This is a genomic window from Algoriphagus terrigena DSM 22685 (genome assembly GCF_000429445.1).
Taxonomy (GTDB): Bacteria; Bacteroidota; Bacteroidia; order Cytophagales; family Cyclobacteriaceae; genus Algoriphagus; species Algoriphagus terrigena.
In genome coordinates this window covers 37,727-59,842 of record NZ_AUBW01000018.1, presented here as the reverse complement: position 1 = coordinate 59,842, position 22,116 = coordinate 37,727, and the positions used below count along the sequence as shown (strand labels likewise).

The window sequence follows — 22,116 nt, the reverse complement described above, 5'->3', positions numbered from 1 at the left end:
ATTTCACCTCGGTTTTTTCTTTTTGTTATAGAAACTACCATGTCTTGATTGTTTTTGAAACTGGAATTCGAAAAAATCGTGCTTTTTTTGAAAAATGAAGTTTGAAATTAAATACTGTTTTGGCTTGATAAATTTGTAGATTAAGAATAAAATTTCTTTCAAATTGAATTTTTGACTTAAATCAACTGATTCTTTGTAACCTTTGGGCCGGTGTTGCTGTATATTTTTGTACTTACCCAAATGTACAGATATGAAAAAGTTGACCCTGTTTGTTGCGGCGATTGTCTTTTCGACGATGGCATTTTCTCAAGAGAGACTGAGCGGCCCTAAATTTAAAAACGCTGCTCCCGGAACTGTTCAAGGCCCAAGAACCACGCTAGTTCATGATGCAAGTCCTGTGACTCTACAAGGACCTGCTTCCAAGAACACGCCGGTATGGAAGAGTAAACCGTCTTCCAGATCAAAGGTAATCTTCCGTGATGTAGTTGATAATCCCAAAGGCCCGGCCGCAAAAAATCGAAACCCTTGGGATAAATAAACCTGAGCTGCTCAAATTGCAGTTCGAAACTGTTGATTAAAAAAAGAGCCCCGAAATTTTTCGGGGCTCTTTTTTTATAATTCTGTTTCCCGCTCAAGCATCAGGATTGATCCCTGTGAGATGATAAAGTACTTTTCATTTTCGTAGACCACTTCATGGGCGCCCGACAGAAGGAATATTGCAAGATCTCCCTCCTTAGCTTGTAGTGGCATGTATTTGACCTTTTCCTCCTGATCCATCCAAGGCTCGCTGTCCTCCGTTGGCATCGGAATCGGATAGCCTGGACCTGCTTTGATGATGTACCCTTGCTGCACTTTTTCCTTTTCCTGCACACCTGGAGGAAGGTAAAGTCCCGAGCCGGTTTTTTCATTCGGTTTTTTCAATCGGATCAATACCCGATCGCCCACCAGGATCAATTTCTTCAGTTTGTTTTCTGCTGTCAGTTGCATTTCGCTAATGGATTGTGTCAAAGGATAAAGAGCCAAGAGTCTTGATTTTGAGATCGTGATTCTTGGCTCTGAATAAAGAACGGCACCTGTTCGGAAACAGATGCCGCTGTAATTGGGGATCCGCTTGGATTATTTTTTGTCCTCGCTTACTTCTTCGTAGTCTACATCAGACACGCCATCGCCGGCGTTGTCAGCACTGGCTTCAGGGCCTGGCTGAGCACCGCCACCTTGGCCTGCATTGTACATCTCCTGAGAGGAAGCCTCCCATGCTTTGTTCAATTCTGCCATTGCAGCGTCGATGCCGTCTATGTTTTGAGAACCGTGGGCTGACTTTAAGGTATCCAGAGCAGTCGTGATATTCGCTTTGTTTCCTTCGGAAATTTTGTCTCCGAATTCCTTCAATTGCTTTTCAGTCTGGAAGATCAAGCTGTCCGCTTGGTTAAGTTTCTCGATTTTTTCCTTTTCGGCCTTGTCAGAAGCAGCATTTACTTCTGCTTCACGCTTCATTCTTTCGATGTCATCCTGAGAAAGTCCGGAAGATGCCTCGATCTTAATCTTCTGCTCTTTTCCTGTTCCCTTGTCTTTGGCTGACACGCTCAAGATACCGTTAGCATCGATGTCAAATGTCACCTCAATCTGAGGAGTGCCACGTTGTGCAGGTGGAATGTCAGACAGTTGGAATTTCCCGATGGAACGGTTGTCTTTTGCCAACGGTCTTTCGCCCTGAAGTACGTGGATGTCCACGGCAGGCTGATTGTCTACCGCGGTAGAGAACACTTCTGATTTTTTGGTCGGAATGGTGCTGTTGGATTCGATGAGCTTAGTGAATACACCGCCCATAGTTTCGATTCCCAGAGATAGTGGAGTCACATCCAAAAGAAGGACATCCTTTACCTCGCCAGTCAACACACCGCCTTGGATTGCAGCACCGATTGCCACTACTTCGTCAGGGTTTACACCCTTGGAAGGTTTTTTTCCGAAGAATTTTTCGACCTCTTCTTGTATTCTCGGGATTCTGGTAGAACCACCGACGAGGATTACCTCATCGATGTCAGCTGCGGTCAGCCCGGCATCTTTCAAGGCCTTGATGCATGGATCCATAGATCTTTTCACCAAGGATTCTGACAGTTGCTCGAACTTCGCTCTGCTCAGATTTCTAACCAGGTGTTTTGGGCCTGTCTGAGTTGCTGTGATGTACGGCAAGTTGATTTCGGTAGAGGCAGAGCTCGAAAGCTCAATCTTGGCTTTTTCAGCAGCTTCTTTCAATCTCTGAAGTGCCATCGGATCTTTTCTCAAGTCGATTTGTTCCTCGGCTTGAAATTCAGAAGCCAACCAGTCAATGATGACTTGGTCAAAGTCGTCTCCACCCAAGTGTACGTCGCCGTTGGTAGATTTCACTTCGAATACACCATCGCCCAATTCGAGGATGGAAATATCGAATGTACCACCACCAAGGTCATACACCGCGATCTTCATGTCTTGGTGCTTCTTGTCCATTCCGTATGCCAGTGCCGCAGCAGTTGGCTCGTTGATGATACGTTTCACATCAAGACCGGCGATCTGTCCAGCTTCTTTGGTTGCCTGACGCTCCGCATCGTTGAAATAAGCCGGAACGGTGATGACCGCTTCAGTTACAGTTTGTCCCAGGAAGTCTTCCGCGGTGTTCTTCATCTTCTGAAGGATCATCGCCGAAAGCTCTTGTGGAGTATAGGATCTATCACCGATCTTCACCACTACGGTGTCATTGGTGCCTTGCTCTACTTTGTAGGTAGCATGTTTTTTCTCGGCAGAAACTTCAGAGAATTTCTTGCCCATGAACCTTTTTACTGAGGAAATAGTGTTGGCTGGGTTGGTGATTGCTTGTCGCTTAGCCGGATCACCTACTTTACGTTCCCCGTTTCCGTTGTCAAGGAAGGCCACGATAGATGGAGTGGTTCTTCTTCCTTCGCTGTTTTGGATGACTACGGGCTCGTTACCCTCCATTACGGCTACGCAGGAGTTGGTGGTACCCAAGTCAATGCCTATAATTTTTCCCATGATTATATAGATTTAAATAGTTGCATTAATTGTACTATCCCCCTTCTTCAAGGGCTGTGCCACCAGGGAAATCCCGCAATTTGGTGTCAGTTTGTCAGATAAACTGCCATAGATTTTAACACATAAAAATCGTATTGTCATCCCCGCCGAAGATTGTACTGTCTATTTTGGCAGGTTTTTCATCAATCGGGAATTTACTTGCAACCATTTTTGATCCATCTGCATCTTATATGTAATGCGACTTTTTTCCTCCTCCCGAAATCAAGACCGTGCCAAGTGGTTTTTTGTCCTTCTTATGGGAATGGCGCTGATTCATCTTGCCCAATATGTCGAGGTTTTCCCATCGCTGTGGCAGTTTCTAAAGGCGTTGGGCTCGGGTAGGTTTTTCTTTTTTGGCTGATTCGGTTTACCGATTTGTTCTATTTTTAAGGAATGGAACAACTACTCATCGTTCAGGATATTTTTATTTATCCCATCAAGTCGCTAGGCGGTATCAGACTGTCAGAAGCCGTGGTCGAGGAAAGGGGATTTCGGTACGACCGGCGATGGATGCTCGTGGATGCCGAGGGTGTTTTTATCACGCAGCGCAAACACCCTAAGTTGGCGCTTTTGCAGGTCGATCTGGGGGAAAAGGGATTGAAAGTCTTCCATAACACAATGGCTGGAATGTCCGTGGAAATCCCCTTTGACCTAGCCACGGGCCCGGAGTTGATGGTGACGATTTGGGATGATCAGGTCTTGGCAAAGATCGTTCATCCGGATCTGAATCTTTGGTTTTCGGACTTTTTGGGCTTCGAAGTAAGCTTGGTGATCATGCCGGAGGCCACTCACCGAAAAGTCAACCCGAAATATGCTGTCCATTCGGAATCTGTCAGCTTTGCGGACGGAATGCCTTACCTGTTGATTGGACAAGAGTCGCTAGACGATCTCAATTCCAGATTGGCAAGTCCGGTCCCTATGAATCGCTTCCGTCCCAATATTGTCTTCTCCGGGGGAAGCCCATATTTGGAGGATTCTCTTCGAAAGATAAAAATCGGTGAGCTGGAATTTGAAATTGTGAAACCCTGTGCCCGTTGTGTAATGACCACGGTGGATCAGGCAACCGGTGAAAAAGGAAAAGAGCCGTTAAAGACCCTTTCCTCTTATCGTACTATCAATGGTAAAGTTTATTTCGGACAAAACGTAGTTGCGCTGCAGTCGGGCACCGTGAAAGTCGGCGATGTGATCAGCGAACGATAGCCGATTACTTAAATTCCTTTACGGTTTGAATGAATACTTTGACCATTTCCGGGTCGATGTCTGGATAGACCCCATGACCGAGATTGGCAATGTGTCGTGATCCACGGAATTGCTCCATCATTTCGATGGTCGCAGCACGTACTTGATCTGGATTTCCATAGAGAGCGGCTGGATCTAGATTTCCCTGAAGCGTTTTTTCACCACCGATCAGTCGTCGGGATTCTGCAATTCCCATATTCCAGTCCAGTCCGACCGTCTCACAATTGAGCTGGCCCATCTCTTCACGCGCGAAAAAGGCGCCTTTCGCAAAAACTGTCACTGGCACTTCCGTGATCGCATCGCAGATCTGTGAGATGTATTTTAGTGAAAATTCCCGGTATTGCTCTGGTCCCAAGATCCCCGCCCAGCTGTCGAAGATCTGCACCAGATTGGCCCCGGCACGTATCTGTGCTTTGAGGTAGTTGATCGTGGAGTCCGTGATCAGCTGCAAAAGTTTGTGGGAAAATACAGGATCGCGGTAAAGTTTCTCTCTGGATTTGGAAAACGTCTTGCTGCCGCTTCCCTCGACCATGTACGCAAAAATAGTCCAGGGAGCTCCGGCAAAGCCGATCAAAGGAACCCGGCCGTTCAGCGCTTTTTTTGTAATCTGGATAGCATCAATCACGTATTTGAGATCGTTTTCTCCGTCTGCTACCCGCAGTTTTTTCAGGTCTGACTCCGTCCGAACGGTCTCTGGAAACCAAGGGCCTCGTTTTTCGACCATCTCGTAAGGCAAGCCCATGGCTTCGGGGATGACTAAGATGTCCGAGAAGATGATGGCAGCGTCTACTCCCAAAAGATCCACCGGCTGGATGGTGACCTCAGCGGCAAGTTCGGGTGTCTGGGCCAGTTCGATAAATCCACTGACGGAGTCACGGACAGCGCGGTACTCGGGGAGTATCCGACCAGCCTGCCTCATCAGCCAAACTGGAGTTCGTTCTGTCTTTTCGCCTCTGGCTGCCCGGAGCAGTAGATCATTTTTGAGTTGCATGCTGCAAAGATAAGCGCCAAATTATTTTTGGCAGAATCGCTGAATGAATAAAAACAACAAAGCCCGGATTTCCGGGCTTTGCATGTGGTATAGTTGGTTTAATCTTAATTTTTTTGTTTTAACTGCACTTTGTGAAAATCCTCCTCGTCGACTCCCAGCATCTCAGTGACTGCTTCATAGTTGGTGAAATCTATTCTGGCTCCAGCAAAATCGCCTGGAACAATTACGATTCGGAAAGTCTGATCCTGTGTCCAATCCGCGCTCAATTGGGAATAATCCAGTGGTCCGTCCAGAAATAGTCTAAAATCGGTGCTGGTGAAGTCATGGTTGTAGATCAAAACACCTTGCTCGAAAAAATAAGTCTGAGGTAAAGCTCTCCAAACGGAGCTCTCGCCAGATTTCTCCCACTCGATAAAGGCTAATACCACATCACTTTCAACTATTGCCGGGTCGAAATCGAAGATGGCCGCATAGCCATTTTCGGCATTGAAATCGGCATCGACCTCAAAAACTTCAGAGACAATGTTAATGCCGGGCTCGCCTTCTGGGCCTGGAGGTCCGATCGGGCCTTCTGGCCCTTCACAAGCTTGAAAGGCTATCAGGCCGATCAGAGCGAGCATTGAATAGATTTTATTCATAATAGTTGAGTTAGCTTTTCACCTTTCACGGCAGGTTCCGTGCCAAGGTTGGTTAATAAAACCCAAATCTTTCCTTATTTGATCGGGGCGATCACTTGCACCTCAGAGTCGTCGACAATCTTGTCGATAAAAATCCCGCTTAAAGTCACCTTGTTTTCTTTCGCGAAGTCTTGCAGGGTCTGTTTTACCTCGTCCGGCCCGGGCATGACCCACCTGTTTGACTTGATCGTGGCGAGGAGGTAGCGGCTCTCTGTAAAGTGTTTGGCTTCTAACTCTGCTGGAGCAAATGGCAAATCCAATCCCACGAAAACCTCCATAGTGTCCAGTTTCCCAGCAGGTTCCACATAGTAGATCGTGTGGACTTTTTTTCCGGGGTGAAGTGCCAGCAGGGATTCGATGGAGTTAAAAGTTTCCCCCAGCTTCTTGTCTTGAGGAGTGCCCCGATAGGTTTTGCCTGCGAGATTTGGCGGATTGCTGTTCATTAGCTCAATCACAATGGGGTTGTTTCCGCCAAGCCCGTTAAAAGCAAAATAGCTAATCACCACAACGGTCAGCAAAACCGAGGTTGCGATTCCGATCTTTTTCATTTCCTAGAAGAGGTAGCGCACACCGATCCCACCCTGACCTTTGATGTTGACCCGATCGATCAATTCCAAAAACATCCCAACCTCGGCAAAGACGCTGATCGGAGTTTCGTCAAAATAATACTCTGCCCCAGCGAATGCTTCCGGCCCAAAGTCAAAATTCGTCCGGTCTTCCGTCAGCAGCGGTTGAGTGGCCGAACTGGCAATGTTTTGGAAATAGCTGTAGTTCACGTTGGTCGTCCGGATCTGCACCCCGGCGCCGGCATAGCCAAGCAGATACCCCTGTGTGATTTCAAACACATCGGTGATGTCTTCATTCAAAGCTACTCTTGCATTGATAGAGACACCTTTGCTTGCCGAATGGCTTTGATAAAATGAGTTGGACGCGGGAGGATTATTTTCGAAGTCTTTTCGATAATAATCCGAATTGTTCACGCCAGCCATCCCGATCATGACCTCATAGGAAAGATAATCTTCGATGAAGTCCTTGTAGGTCAATGACAGCGGCTCACCAAGCCGAATTCCAATTCCTCTTTCCTGAGCAAAACTAAAAAAGGGAAGGAGGGCGAAGAGTACGATGAAGCGGTATTTCAATGGAGTAAAATTTGGGTGAATAGTTCGTTAACAGGCTATATAGCCATCATTTTAAGTTGCATCTGGTGGAGCTGGGTATAGTGTCCTCCCAGCTCGAGCAGGGAGTCGTGTGTTCCGGTTTCGACGATCTCTCCTTTGTGCAAGACAATGATTTTGTCGGCTTTCTGGATGGTGGAGAGTCGGTGCGCGATGACGATGGAAGTTCTTCCAGTCATCATTTTTTCGGTTGATTCTTGGATCAGTTCTTCAGTTTCGGAATCTACCGAAGAGGTAGCTTCGTCCAAGATCAGGATTTCCGGATTGTAGACCATCGCCCGAACGAAGGAAATCAGCTGACGCTGACCTACCGAGAGGGTTGCTCCACGCTCCATTACGTTGTAGTCGAGTCCTCCGGGTAGCCGCTCGATGAACTTTCGTGCGCCGACGTTCTCTGCTGCTTCCAGCACCTGTTCCCTAGTAATGGACGGATTTCCCAGCGTAATATTGTGATAGATGCTGTTGGAAAACAGGAAAACATCCTGAAGCACCACCCCGATATGCTTGCGCAGCGTTCCCAGATCGTATTCCTTGATATCTGTGCCGTCAATCAAGATCTGCCCTTGGTTGATTTCATAGAATCTGGAAATCAGGTTGATGATCGAGGATTTTCCGGCTCCAGTGGCTCCGACCAAAGCGATGGTTTCGCCAGCCTTGACCTCGAAATTGATGTTTTTCAGGACGTAGTCATCATCGATGTAGGCAAACCAGACATTTTCCAATTTCAGATTACCCTTGATTTTTGCGGGATTGTAGCTGCCTTCGTTGGCGATATGTTCTGTACTGGCGAGAAGTTTGAAGATTCTTGAAGAACTCACCACGCCCATTTGGAGCGTGTTAAAGCGGTCAGCAATCATGCGAATCGGTCTGAAGAAAAGCTGGAGGTACATGATAAAAGAGATCAGAACTCCGATCTGGAGATCCAAACCCAGGACGCCCACAGCACCATACCACACGACCAGTCCAATGCCGATCGCTTGGATGATTTCAGCGACAGGAAAATAGACAGAATAGTAGAGGACTGACCGGATATGAGCCGATCGATGTTCCCGGTTGATTTCTTTGAATTTCTCAAACTCCCGCTTTTCACGGTTGAAGATCTGCACGATGTTCATCCCGGTGATGTGTTCCTGGAGGAACGAATTGAGATTGGACACGGCGTTTCTCACGTCGTTAAACGTAACCTTGATTTTCTCCTTGAATACATAAGTGGAAATTATCAAAAGCGGAAGCGTGCTGAGGCTGACCAGAGTCAATTTCCAATCGATGTAGAACATCACGCCAAGGATCGTGATAATCTGTAGCAAGTCTCCGATGATCGCTGCCAGACCTTCACTGAAGACGTCGGCGAGTGTTTCGATATCCGAGACGTTTCGGGTGACCAATCTGCCGATGGGCGTATTGTCAAAGAATTTCAGACGGAGCTTCAGCAGGTGCTTATACAGTCTCACCCGGATATCCTTGATGATGACCTGGCCGATCCAGCCCGAATAGTAGGTGTGGGCCCACTGCACAATGGCCTGCAAGACCATCAATCCGACAAGGATATAGATGATGCGGATCAACCCAACCGAATCGCCCAAAGCGATGTAGTCGTCAATGGCAATCTGTATGTAATACGGTCGGGTAGGCGCCAAGATCGCCATCGCAACCGTCAAAAAGACCAGGAAGTAAAACTGTTTTTTATAGGGCTTTACGAAAGAGTAGAGCTGCTTCAGCACTTTCATATCGACGATCTCGCCGGACGACTCTTTTTCTTTTTCTAAGCTCAAGGTAGGTTAGTCTAGGTATATCTCTTTGCGGTAATCGATTTTGCTGAGGAAAAGCCCCTTTGCCGGAACGGCTTTGCCGGCGTTTGCACGGGTGCGGGAAAGTATCAAAGCGTCCATGTCTTCGACTTCACGGAGCCCAGTCCCTACTTCCATCAAAGTTCCCACAATCGCCCGTACCATACCACGCAAAAATCGGTTTGCGGTTATATGAAATAGCAATTCACCGTCTTTTTGTTCCCAATAGGCTGACATTATTTGGCAGCGAAAGTGAGGCACGTCGGTGTGAATCTTACTGAAGCACTCAAAATCCTCATGTCTGAGCAAAGCTTCTGCGGCCAGATTCATCCTGTCCACGTCAGGTTTGTAAAAACAATGCCAAGCCAACTGATCTAGAAACGGGCTTTTCTGGAAAATGACGCGGTAAATATACGATCTCCGTACGGCGTGAAAGCGCGCATGGGCAGTTGGCTTCACTTCGGTGATCGAGTGGACGGCGATTTCTTTCGGTAAAATCGAATTCATTCCCTTCAGGAAATTTTCTCCGGGAACGGCGCCCACTAAGTCAAAATGACAAACCTGCATGCTGGCATGGACGCCGGTATCGGTCCTGCCGCTGCCTATGACCGTGATCTTTTGTCGCAGGTAGGTGGAAAGTGCATTTTCGAGACATTCTTGCACACTATATGCATTGCCTTGGATTTGCCAGCCGTGAAAAGGCGTGCCTTTGTAGCTCAATTCCAGAAAATACCGCTTGGTCTCAATCATACGGCTGCAAAGATACAATTCCCGATCAAATCCTCAGGTCGACTTTTCGATCCTTGGTTATGATTGGATTTGACCTTTTCTTTGCCAAAAAAACACAGCAAGATGATTCAGCGCATTCAGACAATATTTCTTTTCCTGGTGGTGGTGGCCATGGGAATTACCGTCGGTTTACCGATTTGGGAGCAGGCAAACCCTGCCGGTTCCTGGAACCTCACAGCATTTGCACTCACTCACCTAGATCCTGCGGGCGAGGAGATCCAGTCCGTCACCAAGTGGTACATTGCGGCATTGGCTTCCTTTGCGGGATTGCTGGCTTTGATTTCGATCTTCCAATACAGAAGCAGAGGTCGCCAGATGATGATCAATATGGTCAATAGCCTGCTGATGGTCGGATTGGTGGCGACAGTATTTTTGACGACCAATGGAGTCAACCAGGAGATCGCCTCGGAAGTAGCCGGATCGTATCAGATCGGCTTCTGGGCGATATTAGTAGCGATGGTTTGCAATATGCTGGCTAACAGATTTATCAGAAAAGATGAAGCGCTCGTCCGCTCGGTGGACAGGATCAGATAAGAGCCAAGACGTTAGAAGCTAGATTCAAGACCTCTTGACTAAAGTTTCTACTGTTATATTATAAAAAGAAGAAAGCCAGCGACTCGTTGGCTTTCTTCTTTTAATTCAGATTGCTACCAAAACCGAACGCCAATCGTCGGATAGAAAGTCTTGAAGTTTTCGGTTGCGATGATTCCCACCTGAATCGAGATGTTTTTGTTCACGCTTCGCTTATAGAAGGCCTGCATGGTCGTTCCGGTAAACAGCTGACTTTGATCCTCGTTGACTAAGATCCCCACCCCAAACATGTTGCCGCTGTTGGATTTTGGGTCGCTGCGATCCCAGCGGTATTCCAAGTTTGCAAACCAGTTGCTGTTGACTTTGATGTTGCCGTCGATCCGTTCCGGAAAGAAAACCTTATTGGTGAAGGACGCGCCGATGTCGAATTTTCTAAAATTGAACATCACCCGGCCTCCGACTTCCGGTGTGAATTCCCCACCGGTATAGTCCATCCCAATCACCGCGCCGAGCTCGAGTTGGTCCACATAGGGCAGATAGTCTCTCTCCAGATCCAGAATCACAGCATCTATTTTTGTCTGAGGATAGTCTTCGCTGAGTCTGTAGATCAGAGTTTTGAATTCGGGGAAGGCGGTGGTTTTCTTTAGAACAGGGCCGAATTTTTCTTCCAAATCGCTTAGCTCGTAGTCTGTATTGTTAAATAGCAGGAGTAGCTTGCCATCATTCGGGAAGTCAAAAACCAGGGTGTCTGTAACCGGGGAGTCTTCGTTGAGTTTTTCGAGATAGCTGCCAAAGGGCTTGTTTTCTATTTCCTGGGCCACGGCGAGTTGGAAAAAGAGCATGGCGATGCCAGTGAGAAGTGTCAGTCTTTTCATTTTTGAGCGGTTTTAAGAAGGTTAGTTGTTTATTTCTAGCATGATCTGGCTGTTTTCGGGGGCAGATGCTTGTGGTTTTTGTCCCAACTCGGATTCTCTCCGTCCGAAGGAAGTCTTGACCTGTAGTCCGGGTTTGATCTTGCTCCAGGAGATGCTGACTTGGTGGAGGGTCTTTTGGATTTGTGCTTCCGGGGCTTTTGTTTCAGGAATTTTGAGGCTTAGATTTTTCGACTGCGAAAGCTCAATGTCGGGCAAAGTCATCTTTGGAGCTTCAATGATCTCGATTGATCGCTTGGTTTTCTTTTTTGGAGGAAACTTTTCCGGAGCTTTTTCGGAAATAGTGTTGATGGGTTCTTTATTGGTTGGCGCTTGAGAGGGCGTGACTTCCACTGCTGAATTGTCGATCTCAGCTGGATTTTCCGTTAGAAGCTCCTGTTTTTCGATTTCATTGCCCGTTCTGTCTATGGAAATCAGGGAAAACAAAGGAATCGCTATCGCGGCGGCCGCAGCAGTCCAGCGAATCCAAACGGGAATCACTTTCTTCCGATCCAGTTCCGCAGTAATTCTTTCCCAAGCTGCATCCTGCGGAGCGAATTGTGGAAGAGTCGGCAGATGATTGTCAAGCTGGCTTTCGAAGGTTCCTTTCTTCAGCAAGTCTTCCCAAGCGCTTGCCTTCGGCGAATGTTCCGGTAACTTTTTCATGCCTGAAGCAGGGTTTTGATCCTCGTTTTCAACAGTTTCTTGGCGTAGTTCAGCTGGGACTTGGAGGTGCTTTCGCTGATTCCCAGCATCCGACTCGCTTCGAGATGCGGGTAGCCCTCTACCGCCACGAGCATAAAGACCGCTCTCGATCCCGGCGGCAGTGTCCTGATGGCCTGATCCAAGAGTTCCGCGTCAAACCAAGATTCAAAGTGATCCTCGGCATGATCCTCGGCGGCGCTCAGTTCCTCAAACCGAAACTTCTTCCTTCCCTTTTCAATCGCTTTTCTCGCGGTGATCGTTTTCATCCAAGAGATCAAGGCCTCGGGATGTTTCAGATTCCGTATTTCCTGAAATACTTTCACGTACGTGTCCTGAAGCACATCGTGAGCGGTGTCTTCATCATTCAGGATTCGGAACGCCAGCGAATAGACCATCCGTTTGGTGAGTTCGAAGAGCTGGAATTGCGCCTTTCGGTCTTGGGCAATCACCAGTTCGATCAAGCGTAAGTCTACTCGTTCCTTTTCCATTTCATGTGCTTCTGTGTAAAAGAGCGGGAGAAGTTCCAAAAGGTTGGAATGGCTTCCAATTCTGTTAGGAATTTTTAAAAAGCGCGCTTTCGGATAAAAGGCCTTCAAATCCTTCGGGGACTTTCTTACTTTGAACGCAAATCCAGGAACACATGAAATTCGAAACGATAGCCATCCACCGAGGCAACCAGATCACCGATAAAAACAAGCCGGTCGTGCAGCCGATCACGCTCAGTACCACTTTTGAGCATGGCAATGAAGGAGGAGTCCTGTATACCCGGGCCAACAATCCAAACAGGAGAGCGCTGGAAGAAGTATTGGCAGCTCTGGAAAAAGGCTCGGACGCTGCAGCTTTTTCCTCTGGAAATGCTGCCGGTACAGTAGTTTTTCAGGCGCTGGAGCCGGGTAGCCACATCATCGCCCCGGATGATATGTATCACGGCCTGCACAGTTCCATGGTAAATCTTTTTGGGGGAATTCTGGAGGTCAGCTTTGTAGATATGAGTAATCTGGAGGAAGTGAAAAATGCCATCCGGCCCAATACAGGACTTTTCTGGGTGGAAACTCCATCCAATCCTCTGCTGAAGATCACGGATATCCGCAAGATCTCCGACTTGGCCAAAGCTCAGGGTGCTGTACTGGCCTGTGACAATACGTTTGCGACCCCGGTTTTCCAGAATCCGATCGAGCTCGGCGCGGACATCGTCATGCATAGCAGTACCAAATACTTTGGAGGACACTCTGATGTGCTGGGCGGGGCGCTCGTTACAAAGCAAACGAACCCTTTTTGGGAGAAAATCAAGATGATCCAGCAAGTGGGTGGTGCGGTACCTTCGCCATTTGATTGCTACCTCCTCTGTCGAAGTATCCGCACACTGGCGTATCGGATGCGGGGTCACGCGCAACATGCCATGATCTTGGCGGATTTTCTCAGTCACCATCCAAAGGTCGAAAAAGTATATTTTCCAGGCTTGAAAGACCATCCGGGACATGAGGTCGCTGCTTCTCAAATGACCGGCTTCGGGGGAATGCTTTCATTCACTGTCAAAGGCGGCGCTGCTGAAGCGGATGCTGTGGTATCGAAGATGCGGCTATTTGCGAATGCCACGAGCCTTGGAGGGGTAGAAAGTCTCGTCGAGAGACGAGCTGCGGTCGAAGGGCCGACGACCAAAACTCCCCAAAACCTCCTGCGTGTGTCAGTTGGCTTGGAGCATACGGATGACTTGCTGGAGGATTTGGATCAGGCGTTGGGATAAGGAGAGAGTAACTTTTTGCACCCTCCAAAAATGGGATTTACGAAGTGCGATTTACGAGGGAATCGCCAGAGTTGGGGGTTGGTTGGCGGCTTTTGCCTACTGCCAAACACTTAGGAATTGGGGAGTAGGATGCTTCGAAATATGGATAATTCGGTCGAATCTTGCGGTTAGGCCGTAAATCGCAAATCCTCCCTAATCGGTTTTTCGCTCCCCGTCCAGCCAGTCCTTGAATCCATTTACACGATCCCGGCTGACGATGATCTCCTCGGAATAGGGAAAGTTTGGATTGATCTTCAGTCGACTGTTGGAGTACACCAAGACATCCTTGATGGCATCCAGATTGATCATGTGGCTTCGGTTTACCCTAAAGAAAATCTCCGGATTCAGGACTTCTTCCAGCGTCTCCATCTTGTAGTCCGTGATGAGCTTTCTTCCATCCTCCCGGATCAGATAGGTATTTCTTCCTTCTGCGAAAAAGGCGCGAACGGCATTCGCTGCAACAGAATGGATATGTTCTCCGATCTTGACCATGAACCGTTCCTTGTAAGTTGGCTTGGAGAGTTGTGCCCAGACTTTGGGATTGAGCGTGGCGGGAACGTCGCGGAGCTGTCGGAATTTATCCAAGCTTGCGGCAAAGGCTGCGTAGCTGAATGGCTTCACCAAGTAGTCGATCCCGTTCGCTTTGAACGCTTCCAGCGCATATTGGCTGTGTGCGGTGATGAAGATCACCGGCTTGAAAAATCCGACCCGGTCAAGCGCCTGAAAGGAAAGTCCGTCTTCCAGATGCACGTCCATCAGCAGCACATCGGCTTGCGGGCCATGCTCAATGAGCAGGGGGACGGCTTCCGCGATGGATTTTGCAACCCCCAAAAGCTCGGACTCTGGGTCATACTTAGCCAGGAAATGCGTGACTTTTTCAATCGCCGGAATTTCATCTTCGATGAGTAAGACTTTCATTTAGCCTTGATTAGTGGAGGTAGGATAGGTGGATTTGATTGCCTTTTCAGAAGACTGATGATAGGGCTTTTCCAAAGGAATATAGATAAAAAAGGTCGCGTTGTCATGCCATTTCATCTGCTTATCCAGCCAGGCGTATTGCTGCTGAACTTCCTTGAGCGTACTATAAAGTTGTTCTTCAGAGACCAGCGAGAAATTGCTGGGAAAGCTCAACGCCAGTTGATGCTTGTGCATTTCCACAGTGATTTTTAGCGGAGCTGAGGACGAAGAAAGCTGAGAATAAGCGATGGCCTCCAAAAGTTTGGTAAGGGTACGCGGCACAAGTAGAAACTCTCCGACGGTCTCAGGGCTCTGGATGTCAATGTGTCTTGAGATGAACTGATTTAGGAATGTCCCCGTGCTTCTCATTGCGCTGAGCTCTTCCTCGAGCGGTACGAGTTCGTCTTGGGTCTTCAGCGAGTGCCGATAAATTTCCGACAGAAGCAAGATTCCTTCGTCTGCCTGATCAAACTGTTTTTCCTTAAGCCGCAGCAGGATTGCATCGAGACAAGTGAGCAAAAATCCTGGGTTCAGCTTGTAGTGGAAGAGATTGACATTCCTGTCCAGAGATTCTTTCTCGCGGGCTTCTTTTTCCAGTTCCCGTTCAAAGCGCTTGTGAATCAGGTAAAAGCCCAAGAAATGACCTTGGAAAAGAAAGGTCACAAAAAGAAATATCCCATTAAAGATCTTCAGTTCGGTCGTGTAGACGGCGACCTCGGTCATGTTTTCGAAGTAAGAGAAATACGCGATCAGGAGTGCGCTGACAAGGAAGATGCACGCGACCACTGAGAGCAAGATCAGCGCAGCCGCATACTTCCCAAAATCCCGGGAATACACCAGTTTTCTCTTGAAAGCCAGAAGCAGACCCCGATTGGCTTCCAGCAAGAAGATGCTCACCACGACGCAGAAGAATAATTCGCGCGTGAAGAAATCCTCCAGCATGCGCTCCACAGTGTCAAAAGCCAGCAAAATAGCCAAGTACGCCAGAGTCCCCACCAAAAAGGGAAGGACTAGACGAGTAATAGGTTTGATGTCCGGAAATGGGTTCATCGGGCGGGCTCGTTTTGGGTGATATAAGGGAGCCGGACTTCGTAAAAGCCGCCCGTATTCGAGATCGAAGGCGTCGAGCGTCCGTAGTGGAGGTAGCGCTCCCGGAGGTTTTGCAGACCGATGCCGGTCGATTCGATATTTTCAGGCTTGTGCGTGACCGTGTTGGTCACTACGACCTGCATCTGATCGGCGGTGACCATGATCTTGAGTGGGGAGTCTAGGCTGGCCACGTTGTGTTTGAGCGCGTTTTCCACCAAGAGTTGGATCCCCAAAGCCGGGAGAAAATTGCTTTCGGTTCCCGGTTTGATCCTTTTTTCCAAAACCACCTTGTCGCCGTAGCGAACTTTCATCAAGTGCATGTAGTTGTCGACGATCTCTAATTCCCGATGCAGCGTGTTAAGTGGCTGGATGCCATTGCGAATAAGGTTGGTGAAGTTGAACGCCAGCTTACGGATAAACTCTTCCGCCTGATCCGGATAGATTGCGACAAGATGTGAAGCGGTATTGAGCGAGTTGAACAGGAAGTGCGGAGTCAGCTGTGATCTGAGCAGGTTAAACTGAAGTTCTTTTTTATTGCGGTTGGCTCTGAGACGATGGATGGTTTCCCTGGAATATCGGGCAAAAGCAAACAGCGAATAGTCTATCCAGATAATCAGCAGACTGAGCATCAGGCTCACCAAGGCTCCTTTGAGAACCAAGCTGCCGCTGAGGCTTGCCGCAATTTCGTCAAAGCCCAATAGCCAATTCTTGACCATCACATCCAGAAAATAAGAGTAGGCCGTGAGCGTGCCTGTGAGGATCGTGAGCAACGCAAGAGATCGTGTCGCATGACCCTGATCCCAAGGTCGGACTTGGACAATGAAGCCGTAGCCCTGTGAGATCACCAAGCCTGTGCAGGAGACTGCGAATGCCAAAATACCCCACTGACTCAGTGATGCCTCTCTCATCCAGCTGATCAACCCCACGTGATAGAAGAGGTAGAAGGTGAGGGCGGCGGTCAAGGCCACAGAAATCAAAAAGGATAGGAGCTTTTCCTTCATAGTGTTGTGAAAACGTAAACCCCGGCACCAAGGCCGAGGGATTTACCCGGATTTTGCATCAAGGTTCGGGTGCAAAATCCGGGTTCAATTTACAAAGCAATCGTACTTAAGCCGCGCATCTCATGACGTCACCCAAGAAGTGGGATGAATCGATCGTTGTCTTCGCTGTTTCACGGATTTGTTGCTTCACGCGCTCTGAAGCCTGTTTTCCGCAAATGTATTTGAGAATATCTGCTTTGAAGTGGTCGCTATCCATGGAGTTGACGCCGGAGATGACGATCAAAGCCCGGGCTTCGGTGAAGTTTCCTGCATTGACGATGGATTTTAGGACGTCATTTTTGAAATGATCAGAGTCAAATTTGCGGATGACATCTTCTACTACGAAACGCAGGTCTTGGTCTGACATCTTGTCGAAAGGGATGCTTTTGGCGATGTCTGCCTTGAAGTGATCACTGTCGAGCAAGTTGATGAGTTGCAGCGCCTTTTCACCCTGACCATTCATGACACTGGTTTTGTAGATAGGCTTGAGCAGTTGGGCTTTGAAATGGTCGGAGTCAAGATTGCTGACCACTTTGGTGAGCTGATTGATGTCCTCAAAGTAGGAAGCAGGGATTTGTTTGTACACTTCTAACTTGAAATGATCTGATTCCATGTTGGAAGGGACAGCATCAATGACCGCAACCATGTCGGTCTTACTCAGGTTTTTCTTCATCAAAAGAGCCAGATAGCTAGACTTCACGTGGTCACCCCTGAGTTGGGGAAGAATACCCAATACGGCCTTGGCTCCGCCTTTGGCATAGAAGCGGTCGACGCGAGACTCCGCTGCGATGGTGGTGGTGTTCAAAAGCTCCGGGAGCATTTCGCTGAGCCAGGCTCTTCCGTCCGGCTCGAAGGGTTTCGTCCGTCCGCCTTCCTTGTATTCGTAGTCCAGACTGCCGCTTTTGTTGGTGATAAAGAGCGATCTGGAATTGCCGAAAGTGGTTTTTTCGATCCTTAGGTATCCTCCGGGAGAGATGGCGCTGATGCTTTTTTCATCTTCGGACACGGTGATTTTGCCGTTGGTCTCCAGACTCGATTTTTGATTGCCGTCATTGACAGACCATTTGGTCGTGCCGGAGTCAGAGGATCGCGCAGTGACATTGGTAGACTGGGCCAAGACTTCTCCGCAAAACAACGGGCAGCAGAAGCATAGCAAAAGGAGGTAGAGTTTAAGAGAGGAGTAGCGTGTTTTCATCGTCTTTGAGTCGTTTGAATTCTGACACCAAGATGATGGAATCCAAACCGCCTCAAAAACCAGATGCAGTCAACCGTCGAATGGTTGCACTGATCGGTAGAATAACTGGAATGAAAATTTGAAAACATTTTTCATTCGCTTCGGAAAAGCACGAATGAAGAGTTTCAAAAAAAAGCTCCTGAACGTGAATTCAGGAGCTTTTGATTTTTACTTATAAATCTCAACAGGCCAGCTGTCGTTGGCCAGATTGACATCAGGAAGGATTTTGTCAGGGTCGATCACGACTGCTTTCACCTTTTTAGTGGTTTTGATCTGGTGAACCCAAGTATTGCCTCTCTGCCAGATCTCTACCGGCAGCATGACTCGCTCAGTCGAGTTGTCGTCGTAAGTTACCTCAAGCAATACCGGCATCGGTATGTCACCTTTATTTTCGATGCTCACGAGGTAGTTGCCGCCGTAGGGCTGCACGCCGCCGATTCCCAGGTCGATGTTGCCAGTGCCGTAGAACCAGTTTTTCCAGAACCAAGAGAGATTTTCTCCAGCCACATTTTCCATGTGATTGAAGAAATCCTCCGGCTGTGGGTGCTTGTACGCCCAAGTTTTGATGTAGGATTTGAACGCATTGTCAAATCGCTCTGGTCCCAACACATACTCTCTGAGTACGATCAGGCCCATTGCCGGCTTGCGGTAAGCGATGAAACCCAGATTTCTCAGGTCAGCAACATCAGGATAGGTGTCGATTCCTTCGCGGTTGGAGTCGGTCAGGAAGTTGGAGAGCCTTCTGGTCTGGTTGAGCGTGCTTGGATATTCGCCATCGTTGAATTCGAGAGTTGCGTAGTGGTTGATGAAGGTGTTGAAGCCTTCGTCCATCCACGCATAGCGTCTTTCGTTGCTACCGACGATCATCGGGAACCAGTTGTGACCAAACTCGTGGTCAGTCACTCCCCAAAGTCCGCGGCCTTTGGAAGTGTAGTGGCAGAAGTTCAGCCCCGGATACTCCATCCCGCCGATCTTGGCGGCGACGTTTGTTGCAGTTTCCCAAGGGAACTCGTACCAAAGCTTGGAGTTGATCTCGATGGAAGCTTTGCTGTACTCGGTCGATCTGCCCCAAGCTTCCTGTCCTTCGCTCTCTTTTGGATAGACAGATTGTGCCAAAGTGGTTTTGCCGGAGGCCAGATTGATTCTGGCTGCATCCCAAATAAAAGAGTCAGAGGTAGCGAAAGCCACGTCTCTGGAGTTCTCGATGCGGAAGTGCCAGGTGATCATTCCGTCTTGCTTCGGACGGGTCAGTTGCGTGTTTTTGATTTCGTCAGGTGAGACCAGGAAGACAGTCTCGTCGCTTTCATACGCCTTTGCAAGTCTGTTTTGAAGTTCTTTGGTCAGCACTTCGTTCGGGTTCATCAGCTTGCCAGATCCGACCACAATGTGGTTGTACGGCACAGTGACTTTGTAGTCAAAGTTGCCATACTCGAGGTAAAACTCACCCGCGCCGAGGTAAGGCTCGACGTTCCAGCCTTCGACGTCGTCAAATACCGCAACTTTTGGATACCACTGAGCAAACGCATAGATCCATCCGTCGTTCACTTTCAGTCTGCCCATGCGATCCATTCCGTCCTCCGGTACTTTGAAGGAGAAGTTCATGGAGACAGTCGCTTTGCCGCCTTTTGCAGGAATCGGCTCAGCAAACCAGACCTGCATGCGGGTGTCGTCGATCAGGTGTTTGGTGGAGGAGGCTCCTTTGGTGCCTACTTTTGCGGAAAGGTTTGTGATCTGGTAGCCGCCGTCGGTATTTCCGTTGTAGCGATTTCCCTGCGGAGGCGTAGTCAACGTGCCTCTGGAGTCTGGGGTGAAGCGATTTTGCTCCATCTGCATCCAGATAAAGTCCAGGGGTTCTGGGCTGTTGTTGGTGTAGGTCAGGGTTACTTTTCCCGAAAGGGTAAAGTTGGCCTCGTCCAGTGTGACTTCGATCTGGTAGTCGGCGGCGTTTTGCCAGTAGCCTTCACCCGGTTTCCCCGATGCAGCGCGGTAATAATTGCCTTTTCGGGCGATGGACTCCGAAAAATCCTGTTGATTGTTTTCTTTTCCCTGCTGGGCAAAAACGGATAAGCTTCCGGTCATCAAAAACGCGGAGAGGGCCCATCCAACTAATCTCATTTTTCTCATTGGGCTTAGATATTTGGAGGTCAAAAGTAACAGCCTTGGGGGTTCTGCCGAACTTTTTTTTGATGAGTGAAATCGCTTTAACCAAAATTTAGATTCTCCTTTGGGTTGTTTGGGGAGCAAATTCGGCTTTACATTTGGCTCAAATTTTAGCTCACTTTCATGAAAAAACTAATTTTGACCGGGTTTTGTGCTCTTTTTGCCGCCCATGTAAATGCTCAATCCGACACCACTACCCAGAAACTGGATGAAATTATCATCCAAGAAAACCGGATTCAGCTTCCTTTTTCGAAACAAAGCAGAAATATTTCTTTGATTGATAGACAGCAGATTGAGACCACCCCGGCGAGAAGCCTTCCCGAGGTGCTTGCTTTTGTGCCGGGTGTAGACGTACGGCAACGCGGGGTGACCGGGGTGCAAGCGGATATCGGAATTCGCGGAGGCTCCTTCGAGCAGACGCTGATGCTGCTGAACGGCATCAAACTCAGTGATCCACAGACCGGCCACCACATGATGAATGTCCCCGTGCCGCTGGTGAATGTAGATCGGGTGGAGGTGCTGAAAGGCCCGGCTTCGAGGATTTTTGGACAAAATGCCTACACGGGAGCGGTGAATGTGATTACCAGTTTGTCAGAGAATAAGAGCTTGAGACTTCAGGGATATGCCGGGGATTTTGGGATGAAAGGAATCAACTTTGCCGGGTCGCTTCCTGCGGGAAAGTATAGGCAAAACCTGGCGGTTTCTTACGACGATTCCAACGGACACCAGTACAATTCCGACTATCAAGTCAGCAATGTTTTCTACGAAGGGGGCATTGACTTAAATGAGAAAAATGCGATCCGGGGGATGATCGCTTATGCGGATCGGACTTTCGGTGCCAATGGTTTTTATGCTTCCACCTATCCGGACCAATGGGAAAGTATCCAGACTACTTTGGGCTCGCTGAGTCATACGTTCCTTTCAGGCAATTTTTCGCTCAACACGAGAGGCTACTGGAGAAGAAACGAGGATGAATACCGTCTGAGGAGAAATGAGCCAGAGTTTTATCAAAACTTCCATACTTCGGATGTCTTTGCTCTCGAAACGAACGGTACCTACAAAAGCAAACTCGGCGTCACCGGCTTTGGCTTGGAGGTTAGAAAAGAACAGATCGAAAGCACCAATCTGGGCGACCACGACCGGACGTTGAGCGGGATTTTTCTGGAGCAATTGGTCAACCTGGGCGATAAAACCGACATCCGGGCAGGACTATACTCCAACTACTATTCGGAGTATGGTTGGAAGCATTTTCCTGGAATGGAAGTGGGTTTTCAGGCCACGAAAGCCATCCGGCTTTATTCCGGAATTGGCTCTAGTTTCCGTATCCCGACCTACAATGATTTGTACTACGTCGGCCCGACCAATATAGGGAATCCCGATTTGCAGCCTGAGCAGGCGAGGTCGTTTGAGTTTGGGGGGAAATGGACGGCGTCAAACTGGCGCGCGGAGTTGGTTTACTTCAACCGCTATTCCGAAAACCTAATCGACTGGGTTCGCGATTCTGCCGACGAACCTTGGCAGCCACAGAATTTCAACGAAGTTACGTTCAATGGAGTGGAGGCTTCCGGCTACTATCGCGTGAATCCAAGCGGCAGAACTGTCCAGGTGAAAGAGCTGATGCTTTCTTACAATTACATCGACACAAAGTTTGACGGGCAGCCGGGCGTAGAGTCCCGCTATGCGCTTACCGCGTTAAAGAATCAGCTGATCGGCGGAGTATTGGTTGGCTTTGGTAAAAAGACCGAGTGGAATACCAAGATGCGCTATGTGGAGCGAATCAGCCAAGATCCCTATTTCATCCTGGACATGCGAGTGGACTACAATCGCTTGGGCAAGCTTGGGTTCTTTGCGGAAGCGTCCAACATCACAGATACCGACTACATGGAGGCAGGAACTGTCCAGATGCCGGGGAGATGGTTTCGGGCTGGATTTATGGTGAACTTGGAGTAGTCGGGTGTTATTGGAGAAAAAGTGTAAAGGCCATT

The 22,116-nt window shown here is 48.5% G+C and carries 21 protein-coding genes; 5 read left to right on the top strand and 16 right to left on the bottom strand.

The genetic code is table 11. The features are described from left to right. Positions 1–250 precede the first annotated feature (250 nt). Complete coding sequence (locus G459_RS0116470) at positions 251–538, top strand: hypothetical protein (RefSeq protein ID WP_026968628.1); 288 nt, start codon at positions 251–253, stop codon at positions 536–538. 74 nt (positions 539–612) lie between these two features. Here G459_RS0116470 and G459_RS0116465 read toward each other — a convergent pair whose 3' ends face one another. Next, complete coding sequence (locus G459_RS0116465; protein WP_026968627.1) at positions 613–987, bottom strand: co-chaperone GroES; 375 nt, start codon at positions 985–987, stop codon at positions 613–615. A gap of 129 nt (positions 988–1,116) precedes the next feature. Then, on the bottom strand, positions 1,117–3,024 hold the full coding sequence (dnaK, locus tag G459_RS0116460; RefSeq protein WP_026968626.1) for a molecular chaperone DnaK: 1,908 nt from the start codon (positions 3,022–3,024) through the stop codon (positions 1,117–1,119). A gap of 432 nt (positions 3,025–3,456) precedes the next feature. On the opposite strand from dnaK, the gene G459_RS0116450 reads away from it, so the two are divergent. After that, complete coding sequence (locus G459_RS0116450; RefSeq protein WP_026968625.1) at positions 3,457–4,263, top strand: MOSC domain-containing protein; 807 nt, start codon at positions 3,457–3,459, stop codon at positions 4,261–4,263. A gap of 4 nt (positions 4,264–4,267) precedes the next feature. Here the strand turns inward: G459_RS0116450 and hemE are convergent, their stop codons facing one another. The 6 genes from hemE to truA form a co-directional block, all read right to left on the bottom strand. Beyond that, positions 4,268–5,293 (bottom strand): uroporphyrinogen decarboxylase, encoded by a 1,026-nt coding sequence (gene hemE, locus G459_RS0116445; protein WP_026968624.1) that lies wholly within the window; start codon positions 5,291–5,293, stop codon positions 4,268–4,270. Between the two features lie 104 nt (positions 5,294–5,397). After that, positions 5,398–5,931 (bottom strand): hypothetical protein, encoded by a 534-nt coding sequence (locus G459_RS0116440; RefSeq protein WP_026968623.1) that lies wholly within the window; start codon positions 5,929–5,931, stop codon positions 5,398–5,400. A 74-nt stretch (positions 5,932–6,005) separates the two neighbouring features. Further along, positions 6,006–6,518: a hypothetical protein gene (locus tag G459_RS0116435; protein WP_026968622.1), complete on the bottom strand. Its 513-nt coding sequence runs from the start codon at positions 6,516–6,518 to the stop codon at positions 6,006–6,008. A gap of 3 nt (positions 6,519–6,521) precedes the next feature. Continuing rightward, positions 6,522–7,109 (bottom strand): hypothetical protein, encoded by a 588-nt coding sequence (locus G459_RS0116430; RefSeq protein WP_026968621.1) that lies wholly within the window; start codon positions 7,107–7,109, stop codon positions 6,522–6,524. Between the two features lie 35 nt (positions 7,110–7,144). Continuing rightward, complete coding sequence (locus G459_RS0116425) at positions 7,145–8,917, bottom strand: ABC transporter ATP-binding protein (protein WP_026968620.1); 1,773 nt, start codon at positions 8,915–8,917, stop codon at positions 7,145–7,147. 6 nt (positions 8,918–8,923) lie between these two features. Beyond that, positions 8,924–9,682, bottom strand: coding sequence for a tRNA pseudouridine(38-40) synthase TruA (gene truA, locus G459_RS0116420; RefSeq protein ID WP_026968619.1), 759 nt, complete (start codon positions 9,680–9,682; stop codon positions 8,924–8,926). Between the two features lie 102 nt (positions 9,683–9,784). Here truA and G459_RS0116415 point away from each other — a divergent pair, with 102 nt between their 5' ends. Beyond that, a complete protein-coding gene (locus tag G459_RS0116415) occupies positions 9,785–10,255 on the top strand; it encodes a DUF4293 domain-containing protein (RefSeq protein WP_026968618.1) in 471 nt (156 codons plus the stop codon). Between the two features lie 113 nt (positions 10,256–10,368). Here the strand turns inward: G459_RS0116415 and G459_RS0116410 are convergent, their stop codons facing one another. Genes G459_RS0116410 through G459_RS0116400 form a run of 3 tightly spaced genes read right to left on the bottom strand, consistent with a single transcriptional unit; the run spans position 10,369 to position 12,356 of the window. Next, positions 10,369–11,127, bottom strand: coding sequence for a hypothetical protein (locus G459_RS0116410; RefSeq protein ID WP_026968617.1), 759 nt, complete (start codon positions 11,125–11,127; stop codon positions 10,369–10,371). 21 nt (positions 11,128–11,148) lie between these two features. Then, on the bottom strand, positions 11,149–11,829 hold the full coding sequence (locus G459_RS0116405) for a hypothetical protein (protein WP_026968616.1): 681 nt from the start codon (positions 11,827–11,829) through the stop codon (positions 11,149–11,151). Beyond that, positions 11,826–12,356, bottom strand: coding sequence for an RNA polymerase sigma factor (locus tag G459_RS0116400; protein ID WP_026968615.1), 531 nt, complete (start codon positions 12,354–12,356; stop codon positions 11,826–11,828). The genes G459_RS0116405 and G459_RS0116400 overlap by 4 nt, the downstream gene beginning before the upstream one ends. A 152-nt stretch (positions 12,357–12,508) precedes the next feature. On the opposite strand from G459_RS0116400, the gene G459_RS0116395 reads away from it, so the two are divergent. Continuing rightward, a complete protein-coding gene (locus G459_RS0116395; RefSeq protein ID WP_026968614.1) occupies positions 12,509–13,612 on the top strand; it encodes a trans-sulfuration enzyme family protein in 1,104 nt (367 codons plus the stop codon). A 192-nt stretch (positions 13,613–13,804) separates the two neighbouring features. On the opposite strand, the gene G459_RS0116390 is transcribed toward G459_RS0116395, so the two are convergent. From G459_RS0116390 to G459_RS0116370, 5 genes are all read right to left on the bottom strand, one after another. Continuing rightward, positions 13,805–14,569 carry a LytR/AlgR family response regulator transcription factor gene (locus G459_RS0116390; RefSeq protein ID WP_026968613.1) on the bottom strand — a complete coding sequence of 255 codons (765 nt, stop codon included), beginning with the start codon at positions 14,567–14,569 and terminating at the stop codon, positions 13,805–13,807. Next, on the bottom strand, positions 14,570–15,658 hold the full coding sequence (locus tag G459_RS0116385; RefSeq protein ID WP_026968612.1) for a histidine kinase: 1,089 nt from the start codon (positions 15,656–15,658) through the stop codon (positions 14,570–14,572). After that, positions 15,655–16,698, bottom strand: coding sequence for a sensor histidine kinase (locus G459_RS29075; protein ID WP_026968611.1), 1,044 nt, complete (start codon positions 16,696–16,698; stop codon positions 15,655–15,657). Before G459_RS29075 ends, G459_RS0116385 begins: the two co-directional genes overlap by 4 nt. A gap of 106 nt (positions 16,699–16,804) precedes the next feature. Beyond that, positions 16,805–17,932 (bottom strand): hypothetical protein, encoded by a 1,128-nt coding sequence (locus G459_RS0116375; protein ID WP_157373364.1) that lies wholly within the window; start codon positions 17,930–17,932, stop codon positions 16,805–16,807. Positions 17,933–18,139: 207 nt separating this feature from the next. Next, complete coding sequence (locus G459_RS0116370; protein ID WP_245588194.1) at positions 18,140–20,086, bottom strand: M1 family metallopeptidase; 1,947 nt, start codon at positions 20,084–20,086, stop codon at positions 18,140–18,142. 168 nt (positions 20,087–20,254) lie between these two features. Between G459_RS0116370 and G459_RS0116365 the strand changes: the two genes are divergently transcribed. Next, complete coding sequence (locus G459_RS0116365; RefSeq protein ID WP_026968608.1) at positions 20,255–22,081, top strand: TonB-dependent receptor plug domain-containing protein; 1,827 nt, start codon at positions 20,255–20,257, stop codon at positions 22,079–22,081. The last annotated feature ends 35 nt before the right edge of the window (positions 22,082–22,116 follow it).

Bases quoted from the DNA above. Each gene is read 5' to 3' on its own strand.
- G459_RS0116390 (WP_026968613.1), bottom strand. From the start codon at position 14,569: ATGAAAGTCTTACTCATCGAAGATGAAATTCCGGCGATTGAAAAAGTC.
- G459_RS0116405 (WP_026968616.1), bottom strand. From the start codon at position 11,829: ATGAAAAAGTTACCGGAACATTCGCCGAAGGCAAGCGCTTGGGAAGAC.
- G459_RS0116385 (WP_026968612.1), bottom strand. From the start codon at position 15,658: ATGAACCCATTTCCGGACATCAAACCTATTACTCGTCTAGTCCTTCCC.
- G459_RS0116465 (WP_026968627.1), bottom strand. From the start codon at position 987: ATGCAACTGACAGCAGAAAACAAACTGAAGAAATTGATCCTGGTGGGC.
- G459_RS0116440 (WP_026968623.1), bottom strand. From the start codon at position 5,931: ATGAATAAAATCTATTCAATGCTCGCTCTGATCGGCCTGATAGCCTTT.
- G459_RS0116375 (WP_157373364.1), bottom strand. From the start codon at position 17,932: ATGAAAACACGCTACTCCTCTCTTAAACTCTACCTCCTTTTGCTATGC.
- G459_RS0116370 (WP_245588194.1), bottom strand. From the start codon at position 20,086: ATGAGATTAGTTGGATGGGCCCTCTCCGCGTTTTTGATGACCGGAAGC.
- G459_RS0116410 (WP_026968617.1), bottom strand. From the start codon at position 11,127: ATGAAAAGACTGACACTTCTCACTGGCATCGCCATGCTCTTTTTCCAA.
- G459_RS0116415 (WP_026968618.1), top strand. From the start codon at position 9,785: ATGATTCAGCGCATTCAGACAATATTTCTTTTCCTGGTGGTGGTGGCC.
- G459_RS0116395 (WP_026968614.1), top strand. From the start codon at position 12,509: ATGAAATTCGAAACGATAGCCATCCACCGAGGCAACCAGATCACCGAT.
- G459_RS29075 (WP_026968611.1), bottom strand. From the start codon at position 16,698: ATGAAGGAAAAGCTCCTATCCTTTTTGATTTCTGTGGCCTTGACCGCC.
- G459_RS0116365 (WP_026968608.1), top strand. From the start codon at position 20,255: ATGAAAAAACTAATTTTGACCGGGTTTTGTGCTCTTTTTGCCGCCCAT.
- G459_RS0116435 (WP_026968622.1), bottom strand. From the start codon at position 6,518: ATGAAAAAGATCGGAATCGCAACCTCGGTTTTGCTGACCGTTGTGGTG.
- G459_RS0116400 (WP_026968615.1), bottom strand. From the start codon at position 12,356: ATGGAAAAGGAACGAGTAGACTTACGCTTGATCGAACTGGTGATTGCC.
- G459_RS0116470 (WP_026968628.1), top strand. From the start codon at position 251: ATGAAAAAGTTGACCCTGTTTGTTGCGGCGATTGTCTTTTCGACGATG.
- G459_RS0116450 (WP_026968625.1), top strand. From the start codon at position 3,457: ATGGAACAACTACTCATCGTTCAGGATATTTTTATTTATCCCATCAAG.
- truA (WP_026968619.1), bottom strand. From the start codon at position 9,682: ATGATTGAGACCAAGCGGTATTTTCTGGAATTGAGCTACAAAGGCACG.
- dnaK (WP_026968626.1), bottom strand. From the start codon at position 3,024: ATGGGAAAAATTATAGGCATTGACTTGGGTACCACCAACTCCTGCGTA.
- hemE (WP_026968624.1), bottom strand. From the start codon at position 5,293: ATGCAACTCAAAAATGATCTACTGCTCCGGGCAGCCAGAGGCGAAAAG.